At 71.2% G+C, this 18955-nt stretch carries 16 protein-coding genes; 10 read left to right on the plus strand and 6 right to left on the minus strand.

Going from position 1 to position 18955, the window contains the following annotated elements:
* The first annotated feature begins 554 nt into the window (after positions 1-554).
* The 5 genes from ACWD38_RS27230 to ACWD38_RS27250 all read left to right on the plus strand — a co-directional run bounded on the left by ACWD38_RS27230 (position 555) and on the right by ACWD38_RS27250 (position 5762).
* The gene (locus ACWD38_RS27230; RefSeq protein ID WP_184477911.1) at positions 555-1316 is read left to right on the plus strand and encodes a DeoR family transcriptional regulator; all 762 of its coding nucleotides are present in this window, start codon (positions 555-557) and stop codon (positions 1314-1316) included.
* A 22-nt stretch (positions 1317-1338) separates the two neighbouring features.
* A complete protein-coding gene (locus ACWD38_RS27235; protein WP_450125200.1) occupies positions 1339-2694 on the plus strand; it encodes an ABC transporter substrate-binding protein in 1356 nt (451 codons plus the stop codon).
* Positions 2691-3614, plus strand: coding sequence for a carbohydrate ABC transporter permease (locus tag ACWD38_RS27240; protein ID WP_184477913.1), 924 nt, complete (start codon positions 2691-2693; stop codon positions 3612-3614). The genes ACWD38_RS27235 and ACWD38_RS27240 overlap by 4 nt, the downstream gene beginning before the upstream one ends.
* Positions 3611-4426, plus strand: a complete 816-nt coding sequence (locus ACWD38_RS27245) for a carbohydrate ABC transporter permease (protein ID WP_184477914.1) — start codon at positions 3611-3613, stop codon at positions 4424-4426. Before ACWD38_RS27240 ends, ACWD38_RS27245 begins: the two co-directional genes overlap by 4 nt.
* Positions 4427-4766: 340 nt before the next feature.
* Complete coding sequence (locus ACWD38_RS27250; RefSeq protein ID WP_184477915.1) at positions 4767-5762, plus strand: zinc-dependent alcohol dehydrogenase family protein; 996 nt, start codon at positions 4767-4769, stop codon at positions 5760-5762.
* 75 nt (positions 5763-5837) lie between these two features.
* On the opposite strand, the gene mptB is transcribed toward ACWD38_RS27250, so the two are convergent.
* Both mptB and pknB read right to left on the minus strand, forming a co-directional pair.
* On the minus strand, positions 5838-7454 hold the full coding sequence (mptB, locus tag ACWD38_RS27255) for a polyprenol phosphomannose-dependent alpha 1,6 mannosyltransferase MptB (protein WP_450125201.1): 1617 nt from the start codon (positions 7452-7454) through the stop codon (positions 5838-5840).
* A gap of 106 nt (positions 7455-7560) precedes the next feature.
* The gene (gene pknB / locus ACWD38_RS27260) at positions 7561-9573 is read right to left on the minus strand and encodes a Stk1 family PASTA domain-containing Ser/Thr kinase (protein WP_246456694.1); all 2013 of its coding nucleotides are present in this window, start codon (positions 9571-9573) and stop codon (positions 7561-7563) included.
* Between the two features lie 193 nt (positions 9574-9766).
* Here pknB and ACWD38_RS27265 point away from each other — a divergent pair, with 193 nt between their 5' ends.
* Entirely contained in the window at positions 9767-10132 is a 366-nt protein-coding gene (locus ACWD38_RS27265) for an Rv2175c family DNA-binding protein (protein WP_266090171.1), read from the plus strand.
* 438 nt (positions 10133-10570) lie between these two features.
* A complete protein-coding gene (locus tag ACWD38_RS27270) occupies positions 10571-11095 on the plus strand; it encodes a VanZ family protein (RefSeq protein ID WP_343071257.1) in 525 nt (174 codons plus the stop codon).
* A 236-nt stretch (positions 11096-11331) separates the two neighbouring features.
* Here ACWD38_RS27270 and crtI read toward each other — a convergent pair whose 3' ends face one another.
* The 3 genes from crtI to ACWD38_RS27285 all read right to left on the minus strand — a co-directional run bounded on the left by crtI (position 11332) and on the right by ACWD38_RS27285 (position 14719).
* Complete coding sequence (crtI, locus tag ACWD38_RS27275) at positions 11332-12792, minus strand: phytoene desaturase family protein (RefSeq protein ID WP_184477917.1); 1461 nt, start codon at positions 12790-12792, stop codon at positions 11332-11334.
* Positions 12792-13868 carry a polyprenyl synthetase family protein gene (locus tag ACWD38_RS27280; protein ID WP_450125204.1) on the minus strand — a complete coding sequence of 359 codons (1077 nt, stop codon included), beginning with the start codon at positions 13866-13868 and terminating at the stop codon, positions 12792-12794. The genes crtI and ACWD38_RS27280 overlap by 1 nt, the downstream gene beginning before the upstream one ends.
* Before the next feature lie 170 nt (positions 13869-14038).
* The gene (locus tag ACWD38_RS27285; protein ID WP_450125202.1) at positions 14039-14719 is read right to left on the minus strand and encodes a DUF3153 domain-containing protein; all 681 of its coding nucleotides are present in this window, start codon (positions 14717-14719) and stop codon (positions 14039-14041) included.
* A 114-nt stretch (positions 14720-14833) separates the two neighbouring features.
* On the opposite strand from ACWD38_RS27285, the gene ACWD38_RS27290 reads away from it, so the two are divergent.
* The gene (locus tag ACWD38_RS27290) at positions 14834-16513 is read left to right on the plus strand and encodes a DUF885 domain-containing protein (protein WP_450125203.1); all 1680 of its coding nucleotides are present in this window, start codon (positions 14834-14836) and stop codon (positions 16511-16513) included.
* Positions 16514-16557: 44 nt separating this feature from the next.
* Here the strand turns inward: ACWD38_RS27290 and ACWD38_RS27295 are convergent, their stop codons facing one another.
* Positions 16558-17127 carry a GNAT family N-acetyltransferase gene (locus tag ACWD38_RS27295; protein WP_184477919.1) on the minus strand — a complete coding sequence of 190 codons (570 nt, stop codon included), beginning with the start codon at positions 17125-17127 and terminating at the stop codon, positions 16558-16560.
* Positions 17128-17517: 390 nt separating this feature from the next.
* On the opposite strand from ACWD38_RS27295, the gene ACWD38_RS27300 reads away from it, so the two are divergent.
* Entirely contained in the window at positions 17518-18048 is a 531-nt protein-coding gene (locus tag ACWD38_RS27300; protein WP_184477920.1) for an SAV_6107 family HEPN domain-containing protein, read from the plus strand.
* Positions 18045-18827 carry a maleylpyruvate isomerase N-terminal domain-containing protein gene (locus ACWD38_RS27305; protein WP_184477921.1) on the plus strand — a complete coding sequence of 261 codons (783 nt, stop codon included), beginning with the start codon at positions 18045-18047 and terminating at the stop codon, positions 18825-18827. Before ACWD38_RS27300 ends, ACWD38_RS27305 begins: the two co-directional genes overlap by 4 nt.
* The last annotated feature ends 128 nt before the right edge of the window (positions 18828-18955 follow it).

Consider the following 18955-nt stretch of genomic DNA (forward strand, 5'->3'; position numbering starts at 1 on the left):
TACACGGCGAAATCGCTGTCCTCGCGTGGAAGCCGCTGAGAACCCGCCGGTGGCTCCGCCACGAGGGAAAAAGCTGTCCTCGCGAGGAAGCAGCTGAGAACCCGCCGGTGGTCGGCTTGCTCTGGCTGGTCACTGCTCAGCGGCTTCGCCGCTGACAAGAAATTGCGGCTAGGCCACCGGATTCGACGGGCCGGGGTGGGTTCACCCCGGCCCGTCGGCGTGCGCGGGGCGCATCGTTGCGGGAATGGGATGTTCGTCCGGTTCGGTCCTGGCCCGGTGAACGGGATGGGCGGGCGTGGTGCCGTTGCCGAGCCGCCTGCGCCGGATGGGCGTACCCGGCGGTACGCGGCGATCGTTTCCGAGTCGGTTTGTTTCCGTGTGTGTTTCTGTGGTCACCCTCCGAATGCGGACCGGAGCTGTCAGCGCTGAACCTGGTCATATTGCTAGTCACGCACCCTTGACGGTGACTGCAACCACAAGATAAACAAACGCGGTCAGATGAAAGCGGACCGATTCGGGCATCGGAATCGGGGTCGAGACCGGAGGCCGCCTGGGTGTACGCGCGTGAACGCCAGCAGCTCATCGTCGAGCGTGCGAGGCAGGAGGGCCGCGTCGACGTGACCGGGCTCGCGGGGGAACTTCAAGTGACCCCGGAGACGATCAGACGGGACCTGACCGTGCTCGAGGAGCACGGACTCCTGCACCGCGTGCACGGGGGTGCGATTCCGGTGGAGCGGTGGAGCTTCGATCCGCAGCTCTCCGCCCGGGAGAACGTGATGGTCGCCGAGAAGACCCGCATCGCGCGGGCCGCGCTCGGTGAACTGCCCGCCGAGGGCGCCATCCTCATCGAGTCCGGCACCACATGTGCCCGGTTCGCCGAACTGCTGCCTGCCGACCGTCCGCTGACCGTGATCACCGACAGCTTGAGCATCGCCGTCTCGTTGGCGGCCAGGCCCAACCTGTCCGTGCTCACCCCCGGTGGACGGGTGCGCGTGACCACCAACGGCGGTGTCGGATCCTGGGCCGCGCAGCGATGGCGCGAGGTCTTCGCCGATGTCGCATTTCTGGGCACCGATGGGGTTTCCCTGCATCGGGGCCTGACCACTCCGGATCAGAACTCAGCGGAGATCAAAACACTGATGTTGCGCGGGGCGCGACGACGGGTCCTGCTCGCGGACCACAGCAAGATCGGTCCGGTGTCGCTGCACCGGTACGGCGAACTCTCCGAGATCGACGTGCTGGTCACCGACACCGGGCTGGACCAGGGCATCGCCGAGGACATCGAGGCGATCGGCCCGCAGGTGGTGCGAGCGTGAGCAACGGCAGAAAGGGATGCCGATGAATTTCGGCAGGAAATGGTGGTCGCTGGTCGCCATGATGGCGGCGGTGCTGCTCACCGCGAGTTGCGCGGGAGCGGGGGCGATCGGTTCCGGCGATGGGCGCCGGGTGTTGCGGGTGGCTGTGGTGTCGAACCCGCAGATGGAGGACATGCAGGAACTCGTCGGGGAGTTCGAGCAGCAGCATCCCGACGTGCGGGTGCGGTTCATCTCGCTGCCGGAGAACCAGGCGCGGGACAAGATCACCCAGTCGGTGGCCACGGGTAGCGGCCAGTTCGACGTGGTGATGGTCAGCAACTACGAGACCCCGATCTGGGCGGCCAACGGCTGGCTGCACGACCTGGACTCGCGGATGACCGCGACTCCGGGCTACGACAAGGACGACTTCATCCCGTCCATCCGGGAATCGCTGTCCTACCAGGGGCGGATGCACGCTGCCCCGTTCTACGGCGAGACGGCGCTGCTGAACTACCGCAAGGACCTGTTCCAGCAGGCCGGGCTGACCATGCCGGAGAACCCCACGTGGCAGCAGGTCGCCGACATGGCGGCCGAGCTCGACGACGACGCGAGCGGGCGGGCGGGCATCTGCCTGCGCGGGCTGCCCGGCTGGGGCGAGGTGATGGCCCCGCTCAACACGATGATCAACTCGTTCGGCGGCCGTTGGTTCGACCCGCAGTGGAACGCGCAGCTCGACTCCCCCGAGGTGCGGGAGGCGGCGAACTTCTACGTGAACCTGGTGCGCGACTACGGCGAGCCGGGCGCGTCCAGCAGCGGCTTCAGCGAATGCCTCACCGAGTTCGGCCAGGGCAATGCCGCGATGATGTTCGACTCGACGTCGTCGGCGGGCACCTTGGAGGACCCGAAGGAGAGCAACGTCTCCGGCAAGGTCGGCTACGCGAACGCGCCGACCGGCCCCGGTGGAAAGCCGGCCAGCTGGCTCTACACCTGGGCGCTCGCGGTCCCGAAGACCACCGAGATGCCCGACGAGGCCTGGGACTTCATCGCCTGGTCCACGTCGAAGGACTACCTGCGGACCGTCGGTGAGAACCTCGGCTGGCAGAACCTGCCGCCCGGCAGCCGCCAGTCCACCTACGAGATGCCGGAGTACAAGAAGGCCGCCGCGGCCTTCGGCCAGCAGACCCTGCACGGCATCGGCCGCGTTGACCAGACCAAGCCGAGTTCCCAGCCCACGCCCTACGAGGGGTTGCAGTTCGTGCGCATCCCCGAGTTCGTCGACCTCGGCACCCGGGTGAGCCAGCAGATGTCCGCTGCCATCTCCGGGGCCAAGACCGTGGACGAAGCGTTGGAGCAGGCGCAGCAGTACGCCGAGACAGTGGGGGAGAACTACCGGCCATGACCACTGCTGAGATGACCGCGGCGAAGGGCGCCAGCCTCAGCCGCAAGGAGAAGTGGTCCCGCCGGGGGCCGTTGCTGCCCGCGTTGATCTTCACGATCATCATCACGCAGGCACCGTTCCTCGCGACGATCTTCTACTCGTTGCACTCGTGGAACCTGCTCAACCCCGGTTCGTGGGGCTTCACCGGGCTGTCCAACTACGCCGACGTCTTCACCGACAGCGAGTTCTACACGGCCGCGCTGAACACGGTGATCGTCACCGTCGGGTGCGTGCTGGTGGCGCTGGTGCTGGGCCTGGGCCTGGCGCTGCTGCTGGACCGGCCGTTCTTCGGGCGCGGCGTGGTGCGCACCATGCTCATCACCCCGTTCCTGATCATGCCGGTCGCCTCCGCGCTGCTGTGGAAGACCAGCATGCTCGACCCGACCTACGGCCTGGTGGACGCCGTGCTCGGCCCGATCGGGCTCGGCGGCATCGACTGGGTCGGCGAGTACCCGATGGCCTCGGTGCTGGCCGCGCTGGTCTGGCGCTGGACGCCGTTCATGATGCTGATCATCTTGGCCGGGTTGCAGAGCCAGCCGCGGGACATCCTCGAAGCCGCCAAGATGGACGGCGCGAGCACCTGGCAGACGTTCCGCTTCATGACGCTGCCGTTCCTGCGCCGCTACATCCAGCTCGCGGGGCTGCTGGGATCGATCTACGTCGTGAACACGTTCGACGAGATCTTCATGATGACCCAGGGCGGTCCGGGGATCGCCACCACCAACCTGCCGTTCTACCTGTACCAGCGGGTCTTCCAGGGCTTCGACGTCGGCCAGGCGGCCGCGCTCGGCGTCGTGGTCGTGATCCTGACCATCATCGTGGCCACCTTCGCGTTGCGCGCGATCTTCACCGCCATTTCCGGCAAGGAGGTTTCGGAATGAAGCGCCGCGCGGGAGGGACCGCACTGACGATCATCGCCTGGGCACTCGGGATCCTCTTCGTGTTCCCGGTGTTCTGGATGGTGCTCACTTCGTTCAAGCAGGAAGCCGACGCCTACACCGACACCCCGACGTTCGTGTTCGCGCCGACGCTGGACCAGTACAAGCTGGTCTTCGACAGCGGGCTCGGGCCGTACCTGGCCAACTCGCTGATCGCGACGGTCGTGTCGTGCCTGCTGGTGGTGGCGTTCGCCGTTCCGGCGGCCTACGCGCTGTCCATCCGGCCGGTGAAGGGCACCAAGGACGCGTTGTTCTTCTTCATCTCCACGAAGATGCTGCCGGTCGTCGCGGCGATCGTGCCGATCTTCGTGGCGGCCCAGCAGATCAACCTGCTGGACAACGTGTGGGCCCTGGTGCTGCTCTACACCGGCATGAACCTGCCCATCGCCGTGTGGATGATGCGCTCGTTCTTCCAGGAAGTGCCCGCGGAGGTGCTGGAGGCGGCGAAGATCGACGGCGCCGGGCTGCGCACCGAGCTCACCAAGGTGCTGCTGCCGATGGTGGCTCCCGGCATCGCCGCGACCGCGCTGATCTGCGCGATCTTCGCCTGGAACGAGTTCTTCTTCGCGGTGAACCTGACGGCGATCAACGGGCCGACGGTGCCGGTGTTCCTGGTCGGGTTCATCACCAGCGAGGGCTTGTACTGGGCGCGGTTGTCGGCGGCGGCGACGCTGGCGGTGCTGCCCGTCGTCATCGTCGGCTGGATCGCGCAGCGCCAGCTGGTGCGCGGCCTGTCCATGGGCGCGCTGAAGTGATCGGCCCGGTTCCGGTTCGGCCGGACCCGAGTTGAACGACGCGGCCGCCGGTTCCGGCGACACCGATCGACGCGGCGGTGCTCGCCGCCGGCGGCCGCGACCGGGGCGGGCCGGGTGGACGCAGTGCCACCGGTCCGCCCCGCCGCACCACCGGTTCCCCGGACGTCCCGGGTGATCCGGTCGAGGTGACCGGCTCCGCCACCGAGCAGGAGCCGGGCACCTCACGACGCCGGCAGCGGGGCAGCGGTGGAGCACCCACCGGGCCGCGGTGGCGGCGTGCAATGAGCGGGTGGGCGCGACGCGTCCGCTTGGGGAGAGGCGAGAGGAAAGGATGGCCGGCATGCGTGCGGTCGTCGTCGAAGGTCCCGGTCAGATCACGGTCACCACGGTGCCCGACCCGACTCCGGGGCCCAACGATGTCGTGGTTGCGGTGGACGCCTGCGGGCTCTGCGGCACCGACCTCCACCTGGTGGACGGGGAGATCCCGGTGGTGAACTACCCGATCACCCCGGGCCACGAGCTCGCCGGGCGAGTGGTCGCGGTGGGCGGCGAGGTCACCCGCCTCGCCGAGGGAGACCTCGTGGCGGTCGACCCGTCGCTGCCCTGCGGTGAGTGCCGGTACTGCCGCAAGGGCAAGGGCAACCTGTGCGAGCCGTGGCAGGCGATCGGCATCAGCTCGCCCGGTGGCGCCGCCGAGTACGTGCAGGTGCAGGCCAAGAAGTGCTACCCGCTGCCCGCCGGTACGCCGGCGACCGCGGCGGCGCTGATCGAACCGCTGTCCTGCGCGGTGCACGGGCTGGACAAGGTGCCGCACGACCTCACCGATGACGTGCTGATCTACGGCGCGGGCACGATGGGCCTGCTGCTGGCCCAGCTGCTCAAGCGGGCCGGGGTCAACACGCTGTCGGTGGTGGACCGCAGGCAGGACCGGCTCGACGTGGCCGGTTCGATGGGCGTGAGCGCGGTGGCCACCGACGCGGCGGAGCTGGACCGCGACGGCTGGGACCTCGTCGTGGACGCGACCGGCGTGGTCGCCGCCATCGAGGACGGCCTGGGCCGCGTCCGCAAGGCGGGCACGTTCCTGCAGTTCGGCGTCGCCGACGCGAAGGCGAGCGCGAACTTCTCCCCGTTCAAGGTCTACAACGAGGAGATCACCATCGTCGGTTCGATGGCGGTGCACAACAGCTTCGACCGGGCGCGGGACCTGCTGGTCTCCGGTGCCGTCGACTCGGACGCGCTGATCACCAACACGGCGGGCCTGAACGACTACGCGTCCGCGCTGGAGGAGTTCCGCACCGGCGCCGGCCTCAAGACCCAGGTCCTGCCCTCGGCGTGATCTTCCGCCACCGCCCGGCCCGCCCCCGTCCGGCCGGGCGGCGGCGGACCCTCCGCCGCGGGTGAGTTCGCGGAGTCAGCTCTTGGTCGAACCCCTGGGCGCCGGGCCGATCCCGTCGAACTCGGCGGGGTCGGCCGCGCCGCGGCGGAGGCGGTTCAGGCCCAGCGGGTCGAACCGCACCAGCGACAACCCGGCGAGCACCGCGGCTCCGATGCCCACGGCCACGAACGGCCAGTTGTACATCGCCTGCTCCCCGTCCGGGTAGTAGGCGAGCACCAGCGCCACCGAGGACCCCACCACGTAGGACAGCGCGCGCGGCGTCCACCGCAGCGCGCAGCCCAGCGCCAAGCCCCACGTCAGGTACCAGGGCAGCACCACGGGGGACAGCAGCGCGGCGGCCAGCAGGGCGATCGCGGCGCGGCGCACGGCGGTCGTCCCGCCGTCCTGGGCCTGCCACCACTGCCAGATCAGCACCCCGGCCAAGGCCAGTGAGCCGAGCGTGCGGCCCACGTCGACGAACGGACCGCGATCCACCTCGACGAACAGCGACACGAGGCTGTGCACGGCCTGTCCCACGCCGGTCGGGGCGGACAGGTAGTTCACGATCATGCCGGGCGCCGACAGCGCGGGCAGCCAGCCGAAGCCGACCTTGGCCAGCGCCATGGTCGCCGCGAACACCGGGACGAAGATCGCCACCGAGGCGGCGCCCGCGCGCAGCAGGCGCTCCCAGCGGCCGCCCGGCAGCCGCGCCGCCCAGATCCACACCAGGAACGGCAACGCCACTCCGGCGGTCGCCTTGATGGTCATCGCGAGCGTCACCAGCGCGATGCCGCCCGCGTGCTTGCCGCGCAGCATCAGCAGGGTGCCGAGCGCCAGCAGCCCGATCATGAGCATGTCGTTGTGCGGACCGCCGACGAGGTGCACGACCGTCATGGGGCTGGCCGCGACGAGCCACAGCGCCACCGGCAACCGGCCCCCGAGTTCCCGCACCAGGCCGGGCAATGCGAAGATCAACATGACCAGACCGCAGAGCAGCACCAGGCGCATCACGATGACACTGGAGATCATGCCGTCGCCGGCGATCAGGATGACGCCCTTGGCGATGCCCATGAACAACGGGCCGTACGGCGCGGGTGTGGTCTGCCACGTCGGGTGCACGTTGTCCGGGATCGGACCGGTCAGCGTCGAGGGACCGACGGAGTAGGGGTCGATCCCGTGCAGCGCGAGCAGCCCCTGGCCCAGGTAGCTGTAGACGTCTCTGGTGAACAGCGGTGGAGTGATCAGCATCGGCAGGATCCACGCGGCGGTGGCCGCGAGCACGCCGCGCGCGTCCACCAGCTGCGCCAGGACACCGCGGCCCAGCCGCACCCACGCCCAGACCAGCACGCCGAAACCGGTGTAGAGCACGGCCAGCGCGAGGTCCCGGCCGTGGCCGTAGCGCATCGCCGAGAGCGGACCGGAACCGAGGATCGGATCGTGCACCAGGACTCCGGCGCCTCCGAACGAGCCGGCCAGCAGCAGCAGCGAACCGATCGTCCCCAGTGCGATGGTCCGCAGCGGTAATCGGCGGCGGTGCGGAGTGCTCTGATCGCGTCCTGCGGAGTCAGGATTCGGGATGGCGGCATCGGCACCGCGTCGGGCCCGATGGGCCTCGGCCGGGGCGTCCGGTCGGCTGGGTGGACTCGGGGGCATCGTGCGCACCATGTTTCCACACGGCGATCAGCCACCGGTCGAGACCACTCCCGGTTGACCACTTCGTGATCAACCGGGAGCCGGTTAACGTGTGATCAACTTCCGGTCACAGTGCCGTGACGCCCACCGTCGAGCCCGGTTCGACCTTGCTGCCCGGCAGCGGCAGCTGACCGATGATCATGGCGTCCGGCCGCTGGAAGAACGAGTGCACCTCGAGCCCCAAGCCCAGCGCCGCGAGCTCCTGCTGGGCTTGGTCGGTGCCCTTGCCGTTGAGGTCCGGCACCGTCACGGCGTTCGACAGCACCACGCCCACCCGGGGCTTGCCGGACAGCTCCACCACCGTGTTCGCCGCCGGATCGGTGGTGATCACGTGATCGGCCTCGACGTTCGAGTCGAACTGCCGCCCCGACTCGTACGGCTCGAACCCGGCGGCGCTGAGCGCGGCGAACGCCTCGTCCTTGCTCGCCCCCGTCACGTCCGGCACCGGCACCGGCGGCGGCCCCTTGCTCACGATCAGGCGCACCTGCGAGCTGATCGCCAGTTCGGTGCCCGGCCCCGGATCGACGCTGATCACCGCGCCCTCGGGGATGGAGGAGTCGTACTGGTCGGCGGAGGTGTCGCGTTCGGGTTGCAGCGACGCGGCGCGCAGCGCCTGCTGCGCGTCGTCGACGCTGGTGCCCGCCGCGATGTCGGGGACCTTCGGCCTGCCCGAGGACACCACGAGCTCCACCGACTGCCCGCTGAGGATCCGCGAGCCCTGCTTCGGCGAGGAGCTGATCACGGTGCCTGCGGGCACGTCGTCGTCGAGCTGCCGGGTGATCTCCGGGGTGAGGTCCGCGCCGCGCAGCACCTGCGAGGCCACTTCCTCGGTCTCCCCGGTCACCCGCGGCACCTGGATGTAGCGACCGCTGCCCATCCACCAGGCGGTCCCGCCGAGCAGGCCCGCGATCACCAGGATCGCCAGCGTCCACAGGGCGAACCGGCGGCCGCCGCGCTTGCGCTCCTGCTCGTGCAGCTCGGCGGGCGACGGGCGGACCGCCGCGATCTCGTGCGTGGTCTCCTCGTCGGCCGCCGGGCGCGGCATCGCGCGGGTGCCCTGCGGGCCGCCGTGGTCGTAGGGGGCGGTCGCCTCCGGCACGGAGGCCTCGGTGATGGGGGCGATCCGCTCGGTCGGCGGCCCGCCCGCGTCCGTGGAGACCATCTCCGTGCGCTGCTCCGAGACGGGCACCGGAACCGGCACCGGGCGCAGGCCCAGCTCGGTGCTGATGCGCTCCAGCTCGTGCAGGAAGGCCGCGGCGTCGGCCGGGCGGCCCGCCGGGTCGCGCCGCGTCGCGCGCAGCACCAGGTCGTCGATCGCGGGCGGCAGCTCCGGGGTGACCTCGCTCGGCGGCGGAACGTCGGCGTTCACGTGCTGGTAGGCCACCGACAGCGCGGTGTCCCCGCCGAACGGCGGGCGTCCCGTCAGCAGCTCGTAGAGCACGACCCCGGCGGAGTAGACGTCGGTGCGCGCGTCGGCGTCACCGGTGGTCACCTGCTCCGGGGACAGGTAGGCGACGGTGCCGAGGATGACGTTGCCGGTGGTGCTGCCCGCCGTCGCGGTCGCGCGCACCAGCCCGAAGTCGGCGACCTGCACCGAGCCGTCCAGTCCGACCAGCACGTTCTCCGGTTTGATGTCCCGGTGCACCATGCCCGCGTGGTGCGCGGCGGCCAGCGCGGACAGCATCGGGCGCAGCACGCTCACCGCCATGGGCAGCGACAGCACGCCCTGTTCCAGCAGCACTTCCCGCAGCGTGCAGCCCTCCACGAGCTGCATCACCAGGTACACGTGGTCCCCGTCGATCTCCCGGTCCACGCCCTGGTCGTACACGGCGACCACCGCGGGGTGGTGCAGCCGGGCGGCGGAGCGGGCCTCCAGCTCGAAGCGCTCCACGAACGACGGGTTCGCCGAGTAGTGCGAATCCATCACCTTCAGCGCGACCGGCCGGTCCAGCCGGGTGTCCAGTCCGCGGTAGACGACGGACATGCCGCCGCGCGCGATCACCGAATCCACCCGGTACCGGCGCTCCAGCATGGCCCCGACGAGCTCCGTACCGCGTCCGGGTCGTGTTTCAGGGGTCATGGTGTGTGTCCGCCAACCGCAGGGATGTCCGCTTGCCTGCGACGATTGTTCCAGGAGTCACCGACCGTACCTCCGCCCGGTGCGCACCGGGACGTCGTCCGGTGGCGGCGCGCGTTCGGCGGGTGCCGCGCGGTATCGATGATGACCCTTCCGGGGCACGCTCCCGGCGCGGGGTTGTGGCATCGTGTCCCAGGTGAGTGCTATCCCCGCTGCCCCGGATGTGCTTGCTCCTGATGTGGAGATGACACCGCTGCCCGACGTCGCCGAGCGTCTGGGACTGGTGGTCACCCGGGTGCACCAAATGATCCGTGACGGACACCTGCTCGCCATGCGCCGGGACGGCATCCTCGTCGTGCCCGCCGCGTTCCTCGGCGAGACCGCGGTCGTGAAGGGGCTGGGTGGCACGATCACCCTGCTCCGGGACAACGGCTACAACGAGGACGAGATCCTGACCTGGTTGTTCACCGCCGACGACACGCTGCCGGGCACGCCGATCGACGCGTTGCGCGGCGACCGCGGACGTGAGGTGAAGCGGAGGGCGCAGGCGATGGGCTTCTAGACCGCGGTCGCGCGGAGGTCGTTTCCCCGCGCCGCCTCCGGGCCTCGGCTGACCCGGAGAGATGAACAACAGCCGACATCCGTTCCACCCCGGTGCCGGGCCGCTTCGCAGCGGCCCGGCACCGTTGTTCTCGCAGGGCAGTGCGCGGCCGGCGGGTCGAGGGCGGGAACGGGATCGCGGCGCGGCACCCGGCGATGTGGGCGTGCGTTCACCGAATGGGTACCGTGATTGAAACGTGATGACACGTTCAGATGTTCTCATGGTGGGCGAACTCGGATCCGCATCGTCGCGCCCGCTCCTGCGTTACGCGTGGCGATGGGGCGCGGCCGGAAAAGGAAGGACTGGGAATCGGTGCGCCCATTCGCCACGGTCTGGAGTGCTTTGGTCCCGGCGGCGACCTCGTACCTGTTGTTGACCGTTGCCGCCGCAGTGTTCGCCGTGATAGTGCGCAGTCGCAGGTTCACCGTCGTTCCCGCGTTGTTCGTGTCCGTCGTCGACGCCGTTCTGCTCTATTCGTTGTTCCTGGTGGGATACCTGGTCGCCGCGCCGCAACCGGCGATGTCCGGTGTCGCGGTGCGGCTGGTGCCGGGCGCCGACCTGGGCGTGGCGTTGCAGGCCGCGCCCGGTGATCTGCTGCCGTGGCTGCAGCTGGCCGGCAACCTGCTGCTGCTCGCGCCGTTCGGGGCGCTGGTGCCGGTGCGCGTGTCCTGGTTCGGCGGCTGGGCCCGCATTTCGCTGGGTGCGCTGGCGGTGACCTGCGGCATCGAGTTCTTGCAGTACACCGTGCTCACCGGCCGGGTGGTCTCGGCCGACGACGTGCTGCTCAACGCCACCGGTGCGGTGCTCGGCGCGTTGGTGACCAGGCCGTGGTGGGGCCGGTTGCCGCAGGCGCTCACCGCGGCCCGGCCGAGCGCTCCGCCGCGGCACGCGTTGCGTCCGCAGTACGCGCGCTCGGGGATCTGACCGGCCGACGGCGGGCTGTTCCGCCGCGACGAATTCAAGGCGAGGGCCGGACGGTCCTCGCCTTGAATGTCGGGTGCCGCCTGCTCGTCGGATTTCCCGGATTTTTCCGCTGGTGAACCCTTTGTGATCGCGCGGTGGCTGGCGGTGCGCCGACATTCGAGTCGTGCCGAAAAGGCGACCGTTTCCGGCGATTCCGGGGAACTCCAGGTTCCGGACGTGTTATGCGAGCGGAATAATCATCCCGTGATGCGCCGGGCCGCGAGTTTCCCGGAGATCAGCACCGGGGGAACTCCCACTCCCGGAGTGGTGCCCGAACCCGCCAGCACCACGTTCTCCGGGCTGCGCAGCAGGTTGCGCGGCCGGAACGGGCCGGTCTGGGCGAAGGTATGCGCGGCGGAGAACGGCGTGCCCGCGGCGTGCCCCTGCGCGGCCCACTCGACGGGCGTGACCGTGCGCTGCACGTCCACCGACGCGGCGAAGCCGTCGAAGCCGCGGGCCTCCAGCGTCGCGAACAGCTCGTCCCGGTAGGCCGGGCCGACCCGGTCCCAGTCGAAGTCCGCGGTGCGCAGGTTCGGGCACGGCGCCAGCACGTAGTGCAGCTCCCTGCCGTCCGGAGCCAGCGCCGGATCGCTCGCCGTCGGGCGGGTGACCAGCAGCGACGGGTCGCTCATCAACCGGCCGCGCCGGATGATCTCGGTGAAGGTGCTCTCCCAGGCCGCGCCGAACGAGATCGTGTGGTGCGCGGTGCCCGGCCAGCTGCGAGTGGTGCCCGCGTGCACCACCACCGCCGACGGCGACCAGCGCAGCCGCCGGGCCCGCCCGCCGAGCAGCCGGTGCACCACCGGCAGGTCCGGCGTGAGCACCACCGCGTCCGCCTCGATCCGATCACCGCCCGCGTGCACGGCCGTGACCCGCCCGCCGCGCTGCTCCAGGCGGTCGACCTCGGCGCCGTAGCGGAACCGCACCCCGGCTGCCGCCGCGGCGTCGGCCATCGCGGTCGGCAGCGCGTGCATGCCCCCGCGCGGGAACCACACGCCGCCGACGGTGTCCATGTACGAGATCACCGCGTACAGCGCCAGCGCCCGCCGCGGATCCAGCCCCGCGTAGAGGGCCTGGAAGGAGAACACCCGGCGCAGCCGCTCGTCCCGCAGGAACCGCCCGATCGCGGGGCCGAGCCGCCCGAAGCCGCCCAGCGCGGCCAGCCTGCCCAGCTCGGGCGTGACCAGGTTCAGCGGCGAGTCGAAGTTGGCGTCGATGAACCGGCCCATCTCGGCCCGGTGCACCTCGGTGAGCCAGCGCCGCAGCCGCCGGTACCCGGCCGCCTCCTCGGCGCCGGCGAACCGGCGGACCTCCTGCTCCATCGCGTCGGCGTCGGTGTGCACGTCCAACGCCGAGCCGTCCGCGAAGTGCGCCCGGTAGGCCGGGTGCAGCGGGATCAGGTCGAGCCGTTCCGCGAGCGAGTCGCCGACCGCGGACAGCGCCTCGTCGACCAGGTCGGGCATGGTCAGCACGGTGGGACCGGTGTCCACGCGGTAGCCGTCGAGCTCCAGCAGCCCGGCCCGGCCACCCGGCAGCGCGTCGCGTTCGACGACGGTGACCTCGCGCCCGGCACCGGCGAGGTGCAGCGCGCAGGAGAGACCGGCCAGGCCCGCGCCGACCACCACGACGTGGCCGGTGCGGCCCGGCACCCGGCGCATCAGCGGGTCCGGTCGGTGACGGCCACCGCGAGCTCCCCGAGCCTGGTCGCCGCCGGTTCGGCGAAGCCTGCCGCTTCCAGCGTCCGGTGCGCGCCGCGGGTGAGCTCGGCGATGCGCTCCTCCACGGCCTGCTGCGCGCCGAGCCGCACCAGCTGCGCTCGGGCCGATTCGATCCGCTCGGCGGAGACGTCGGGGTCGCCGAGCACCGCGCGCAGCTCCGCCACGGCGTGGTCGTCGCCCTGCGCGCGGGCCGCCCGGACCGCTTCCGCGATGAGCAGCGTGCGCTTGCCCTCCCGCAGGTCGTCCCCGGCGGGCTTGCCGGTGACCGCCGGGTCGCCGAACACGCCCAGCAGGTCGTCGCGCAGCTGGAACGCCACCCCGATGTCGTGGCCGAAGCCCTCCAGCGCGGCCAGCGTCCGCTGGTCGGCTCCCGCGATCTCCGCGCCGAGCTGCAGCGGGCGCGCGATCGTGTAGGAGGCGGACTTGAGCTCCGCGACCCGCAGCGCCGCCTCCGGCGTCTCGTCGCCGCGGACCTGGCTGAACACGTCGAGGTACTGCCCGGCGAGCATCTCGGTGCGCATCGCCCGCCACGGCCGCAGCCCGCGGCCCAGCGCGGCCGGTTCGAGGCCGGCGGTGTGCAGCATGTCGTCGGCCCAGGCCAGCGCCAGGTCGCCGAGCAGCACGGCCGCGCTCATGCCGAACTGCGCGGCACCCCCGGCCCAGCGCTCCTCGTAGTGGGTCCGGGCGAACTTGCGGTGCACCGTCGGGTGGCCGCGGCGGGTGTCGGACTCGTCGATCAGGTCGTCGTGCACCAGCGCGCAGGCCTGGATGAGCTCCAGCGAACTCGCCGCCCGCAGCATCGCCTCGGCGGCGGGGCCCGTCGCGTCACCGCCCGCCGCGCGCCACCCCCACCACGCGAACGTGGGCCGGATGCGCTTGCCGCCGCCGAGCACGAACCTGCTCAGCTCCTGCACGGCCGCGGCGAAACCGCCGTCGAGTTCGGCGCACTCGGCCAGCCGGGATTCCAGGTGTTCGGTGAGGGTGCGCTGCACCTGACCGGGGAGGTCGGATTCCACGGGGTCCTCGATGGTCGTGTCCTCGTCCCGCGCTCCGCCGGCGCGGACCGGATCCTCGGGGCGGTTCAGCTGCGGTGCGGATTCCTTGATGGGCACGGCCCTATCCTGCGGGACGCGTCCGGCCCGGTGGTGAACGGGGCGGGCGGCCACTGCGATCAGCCGGTGGGCGATCAGAGCGCGCGCTCGTCGGATTCCGCGCGTTCCCGCTCGTGCGAGCGCTGCGCGAGGAAGGCGACGGCGACCACGACGCACAACGTCAGCCCGGCCAGCAGCATCGTCCACACGAAGCCGACGCCCATCCCGGAGCCGGAGTACTGGAACGTCGCGGTCAGCTCGCTGACCTCGCCCGGTTCCGGCGCCCACGTGACGACCCCGGAGCTCTCCTTGCCGTTGGTGGTGGTCACTTCGCCCGGCGCGGTCAGCTCGATCTGGACGGACGAGTCGGTGTCGGCCAGCGGGGTCAGGTCCAGCATCGTGGTGAACTCCACCAGCGAGCCCTGCCGCTCCAGGTGCACGTTGTACCGGGAATCGGACGGGCTGAGCGCGTTGCTGAGCCGTTCCAGCTCCTCGAAGTCCAGCTGCTTGAACGTCAGCCGCGACCCGACCCGGCCTTGCTCGGAGTACGGCGCGACCTGCACCCGGTTCGCGAGGTCCTCCGGCGGGCGCAGGCGGAACGGCACCTGGCCGTCCGGGGTCTCGGTGGTCAGCAGCAGCTCGCCGGACGCCGTGTCGTCGTCGGCGAGCGTCACCGACGCGTCGGTGTGCAGGCACCCGCTGAGCAGCACGCCGACCAGGGCCATCAGCAACATCAGGGTGGCCCGCGGGCCGCCGCGCATCGTTTCGCCTCGCACGCCGGTGATGCTCGCACCGGCCTCGGCTGATCGCCGTGCGCGCGACGAGCGCGCGATCACCGGCGAACACTGAAGGTGGCGAAGCCCGTTCCGCAGCGCGATAACCTTCGCCACATGGCATCCGAGAGCAGTGGCGTGCACCAGATCAGCGACCGTTTCGTGGACGAACTCGCCGTGCTGGACCCGATCGAGGCGACGGCCCTCGGCCTTCCGGGTGGTGATGAGCTGTTGACCGACTACTCGCCCGACGCGCACCGCGCTCGTGGCGAGCTGGCCCGCCGGTCGCTGGCGGAGATGACCGCGGCCGAACCCGCCGACGCCGCGGAGCGCGCCGCCAAGGCGGTGTTCTTGGAGCGCATCGGGCTGGACGTGGAGCTGCACGAGGCCGGCGCGGACATGGCCGCGCTGAACGTGATCGCCAGCCCGGTGCAGAACCTGCGGCAGATCTTCGACCTGATGCCCACCGACACGCCCGAGCAGTGGCGCACCATCGCGCGGCGGCTGGAGCGGATGCCGGCGGCCGTGGCGAACCTGCGCGCCGGGCTCACGGAGGCCGCCGCGCGCGGTGACGTGGCCGCGATCCGCCAGGTCACCAAGGTCGCCGAGCAGTGCGAGACCTGGGCGGGGGCCGGTGGCCGGAGCTCGTACTTCGCGAGCCTCGTCGGCCGCGCGGAGGTCGCGGATTCGCTGCGCGCGGAGCTGGACGCGGCTGCCGGCGGCGCGGCGCGTTCCTACGCGGAGCTCGCGGAGTTCCTGCGCACCGAGCTCGCGCCGAAGGCGCCGCAGGCCGACGCGGTGGGCGAGTCGCGGTACCGGTTGTGGTCGCGGTACTTCACCGGCGCCGCGCTGGACCTGCGGGAGGCCTACGAGTGGGGCTGGGAGGAATTCGCCTCCATCGAGGCCGAGATGAAGCAGGTCGCCGACCGCATCCGCCCCGGCGCGACGCTCGCCGAGGCGGCCGCGCAGCTCGACGTCGACCCCCGGTACCGGGTGCACGGCCAGGACGGGTTGCAGCAGTGGATGCAGCGGCTGTCCGACCAGGCGTTGCAGGACCTGCGCGGAACGCACTTCGACATTCCCGACGAGCTGATGGCGTTGGAGTGCCGCATCGCCCCTCCCGGCGGCGGCGTCGGCGCCTACTACACGGGCCCGACGGACGGGTTCACCCGGCCGGGCCGGATGTGGTGGTCGGTGCCCGCGGACCGGGAGGAGTTTCCGACGTGGCGGGAGACCACGGTCGTCTACCACGAGGGCGTGCCGGGACATCACCTGCAGATCGCCACGGCCGTGCACCAGGCGGACCGGTTGAACAAGTTCCAGCGGCTGGCCTGCGTGGTCTCCGGGCACGCCGAGGGCTGGGCGCTCTACGCCGAGCGGTTGATGCGCGAGCTCGGCTACCTCGGCGACGACGGCGACCTGCTGGGCATGCTCAACGACCAGCTGTTCCGCGCCGCGCGGGTGATCGTCGACATCGGGATGCACCTGGAGCTGGAGATCCCCGCGGGTACCGGCTTCCACGAGGGGCAGCGGTGGACTCCGCAGCTGGGCGCCGAGTTCATGCTCACCCGCACCGTGGCCGAACCGGCGCAGGTGCACGACGAGATCGACCGCTACCTGGGCTGGCCGGGGCAGGCACCGTCCTACAAGATCGGCGAGCGCCTCTGGCGGGCCGCCAGGGACGACGCGCGGGCCCGCTACGGCTCGGCCTTCGACTCGAAGGACTTCCACCGCCGAGCGCTCGAACTCGGCTCGATGGGCCTCGACACCCTCCGGGAGCAGCTCGCCGAGCTGTGAGCGCGCTGATCCCCGGTCGGACGTCCGGCCGGGGGATTCCCGTCTCAGGACAGGGGCAGGCCGCGGCCCAGCACGGCGAACGGCCTGGGATCTCCGGTGAACTGGTAGTGGCGGAGCACGTCCCCGAAACCGACCCTGCGGTAGAGCTTCCAGGCCCGGGTCGGGCCTTCGGGCGTGGACAGCAGGACCGTGTTGCCGGGGGCTCCGTCCAGGAGCCTGCGCAGGATGGTCTCGCCGAGGCCGCCGCCCTGGCTGTCGGGCCGCACGTGCAGCTCGGTGAGCTCGAAGTAGTCGTGCATCCACTGCTCGGCTTCGGCGCGCGGGGTGACGGTGAGCAGCCCCCGGAACACCTGCTCGTGCCACCACTGGCCGGGCACGCCGAGGTAGCCGTAGCCGATGCCGACGAGCTCGTCGGCATCGTTGAACGCGGCGACGCAGCGCCAGCCGGCCCGCATCATGTGCGCCGACCACATGGGAGCGCGTTGCTGCGCGGTGGACGGCGGGTAGCCCATCGCGTCCACGTAGACCTGGAGCGCTTCGGCCAAGCGTGCCCTGAGCTGGTCGGTGGTCAGCTCGACGATGCGGTCGATGTGCGGTGAGGGCGCGGCTGTCACGAGCCGAACACTAGAGGGTGTGGCAAGCGTCGGCGGCGTCCGGTCTTGATCAACCGGCGGTGGGCGGTGTGCCAGGGGAGGGAGTGTCGGCGCTGGTGGGGCACCTGGATGTGACGTGACTCGAACAGGTGATCTAGTGCTCAGGCCTTGAGCTCCTCGCCGTGCGGGTCTACTCTGAACTCAGTCGAACTGAAGTTCGAGTCGTGAAGTTCGGGTCGCCGTTCCGGTGGTCCGATCGGCTTCGGTTCGCCTGTCACGTCCGGCGGCGGGGTGGGGGAAGCGCTCCGCTGCCGGACGGCCGGCTTCCCCCCGGCTCACCACGCCCATCGCGGTCCGGGACGTCTCCGCGGCGTCCGGGCCGGCATCGTCGTGACCGAGCGGAGAACACCGATGTCCCAGTCCGCACATTCGCCCAGCCCGGCCGCGCTGCCCATCCCGGCGCAGCGCCGCCCCGGTGACGCCGCGCCGAGCAGGCGGTGCGACACCCCGCCCACCCGTCGCGACCACCGGCGCAGGCAGGGCGACGAATGGCTGCCGGTGACCGCGCCCGCGCCGCCCGCGGGTGCTCGCTCCCTGGTGGAGCAGGCGCGCGCGTGCCTGCGCGACGCGCGGATCGCGACGCGGGCGACCGAGTGCTACGTGTTCGCGCACCTGGCCGCGCTGCGCGCCGCGACCGCCGTGGTCGTCGCGCGGTCCTGGCGCTGCCGGGCGCGGAGCTCGGGGAGCGTCTGGCTCCAGCTCACCGGGGTCGCGCCCGAACTGCGCGAGTGGGCCGCGCACTTCACCGCGGGCTCGCTGCGGCGTGCCGCCGCCGAAGCGGGCAGCCCCGGCATCACCCCCGGCGAGGCCGACACCTGCCTGCGGCACGCCGTGGAGTTCGTCGACATCGTGGACCGCAGCCTGTCCGGGGCCGCCCGATGATCGTGAACCCGCCCGCGGACGTGTCCATCGACCCCGGTCGGATGCTGGATCTGATCGGAGTGGAAGGCCAGTTGCTCACCGCGGCGACGCACGACGTGCATCCGGACGCGCCGGTCCAGGGTGCTTCGGGCCGGACGGTCGCCGAAACGATCTGGTTCCTCGGCGGGCAGTGCGAGGACGTGCTCAGCTGGATGGGTGCGTCCGAGCAGGCCGCCGGTGCGTGGGAGGTGCCGGACCCGGTGAGCCTGCGCGGGGTGACGGCCCGGTTCACCGCCCGCCTCGCCGAACTGCTCGCCGAGTTCGGCACCCGCCCGCCCGAGGACGCGTGCCCCACCTGGTGGCCGGAGGAGCACTCGGTGCGGTTCTGGATCCGCCGGGTGCTGCACGCGACGACCGTGCACCGGGTCGACGTGCAGGGTGCCGCCGGCGTGCGCCGCACCGGCATCGACGTGGACGTGGCGCTCGACGGCATCGACGAGGCCCTGCGGTTGTGGCTCGGCTACCGGTTGCACGCGGTCGGCATCACCTCGACGCGCCCGTGCTCGGTCGGCGTGTCCACCGAGGACGCGGAATGGGTGGTCTACGCGGACCGGACCCGAACCGTCGTGCGCCGCGCCGGCGTGCACGAGTCGGTCTCCGCCGACGCCCTGATCAGCGGCGATCCCGTGCTGATCTACCTCTGGCTGTGGGGGCGCCTGCCGGATCGGGAGATCACCACCGCCGGCGACCAGGACGCCATCGCCCAACTCTGGGGCTTGCTCCGCTTGGCTACTCGCTAGATCTTCGGTGGGCGGTGGTCGTTTTGCTCTGGTGGTCGGGTGGCGGAACCTCAGCGGTTTCCTCGCTGCGGGATCTTTTTTCCAAGTGGCTCCGCCACGAGGGAAAAAGCTGTCCTCGCGAGGAAACC

It is taken from the genome of Saccharopolyspora sp. NPDC002578, assembly GCF_053592695.1.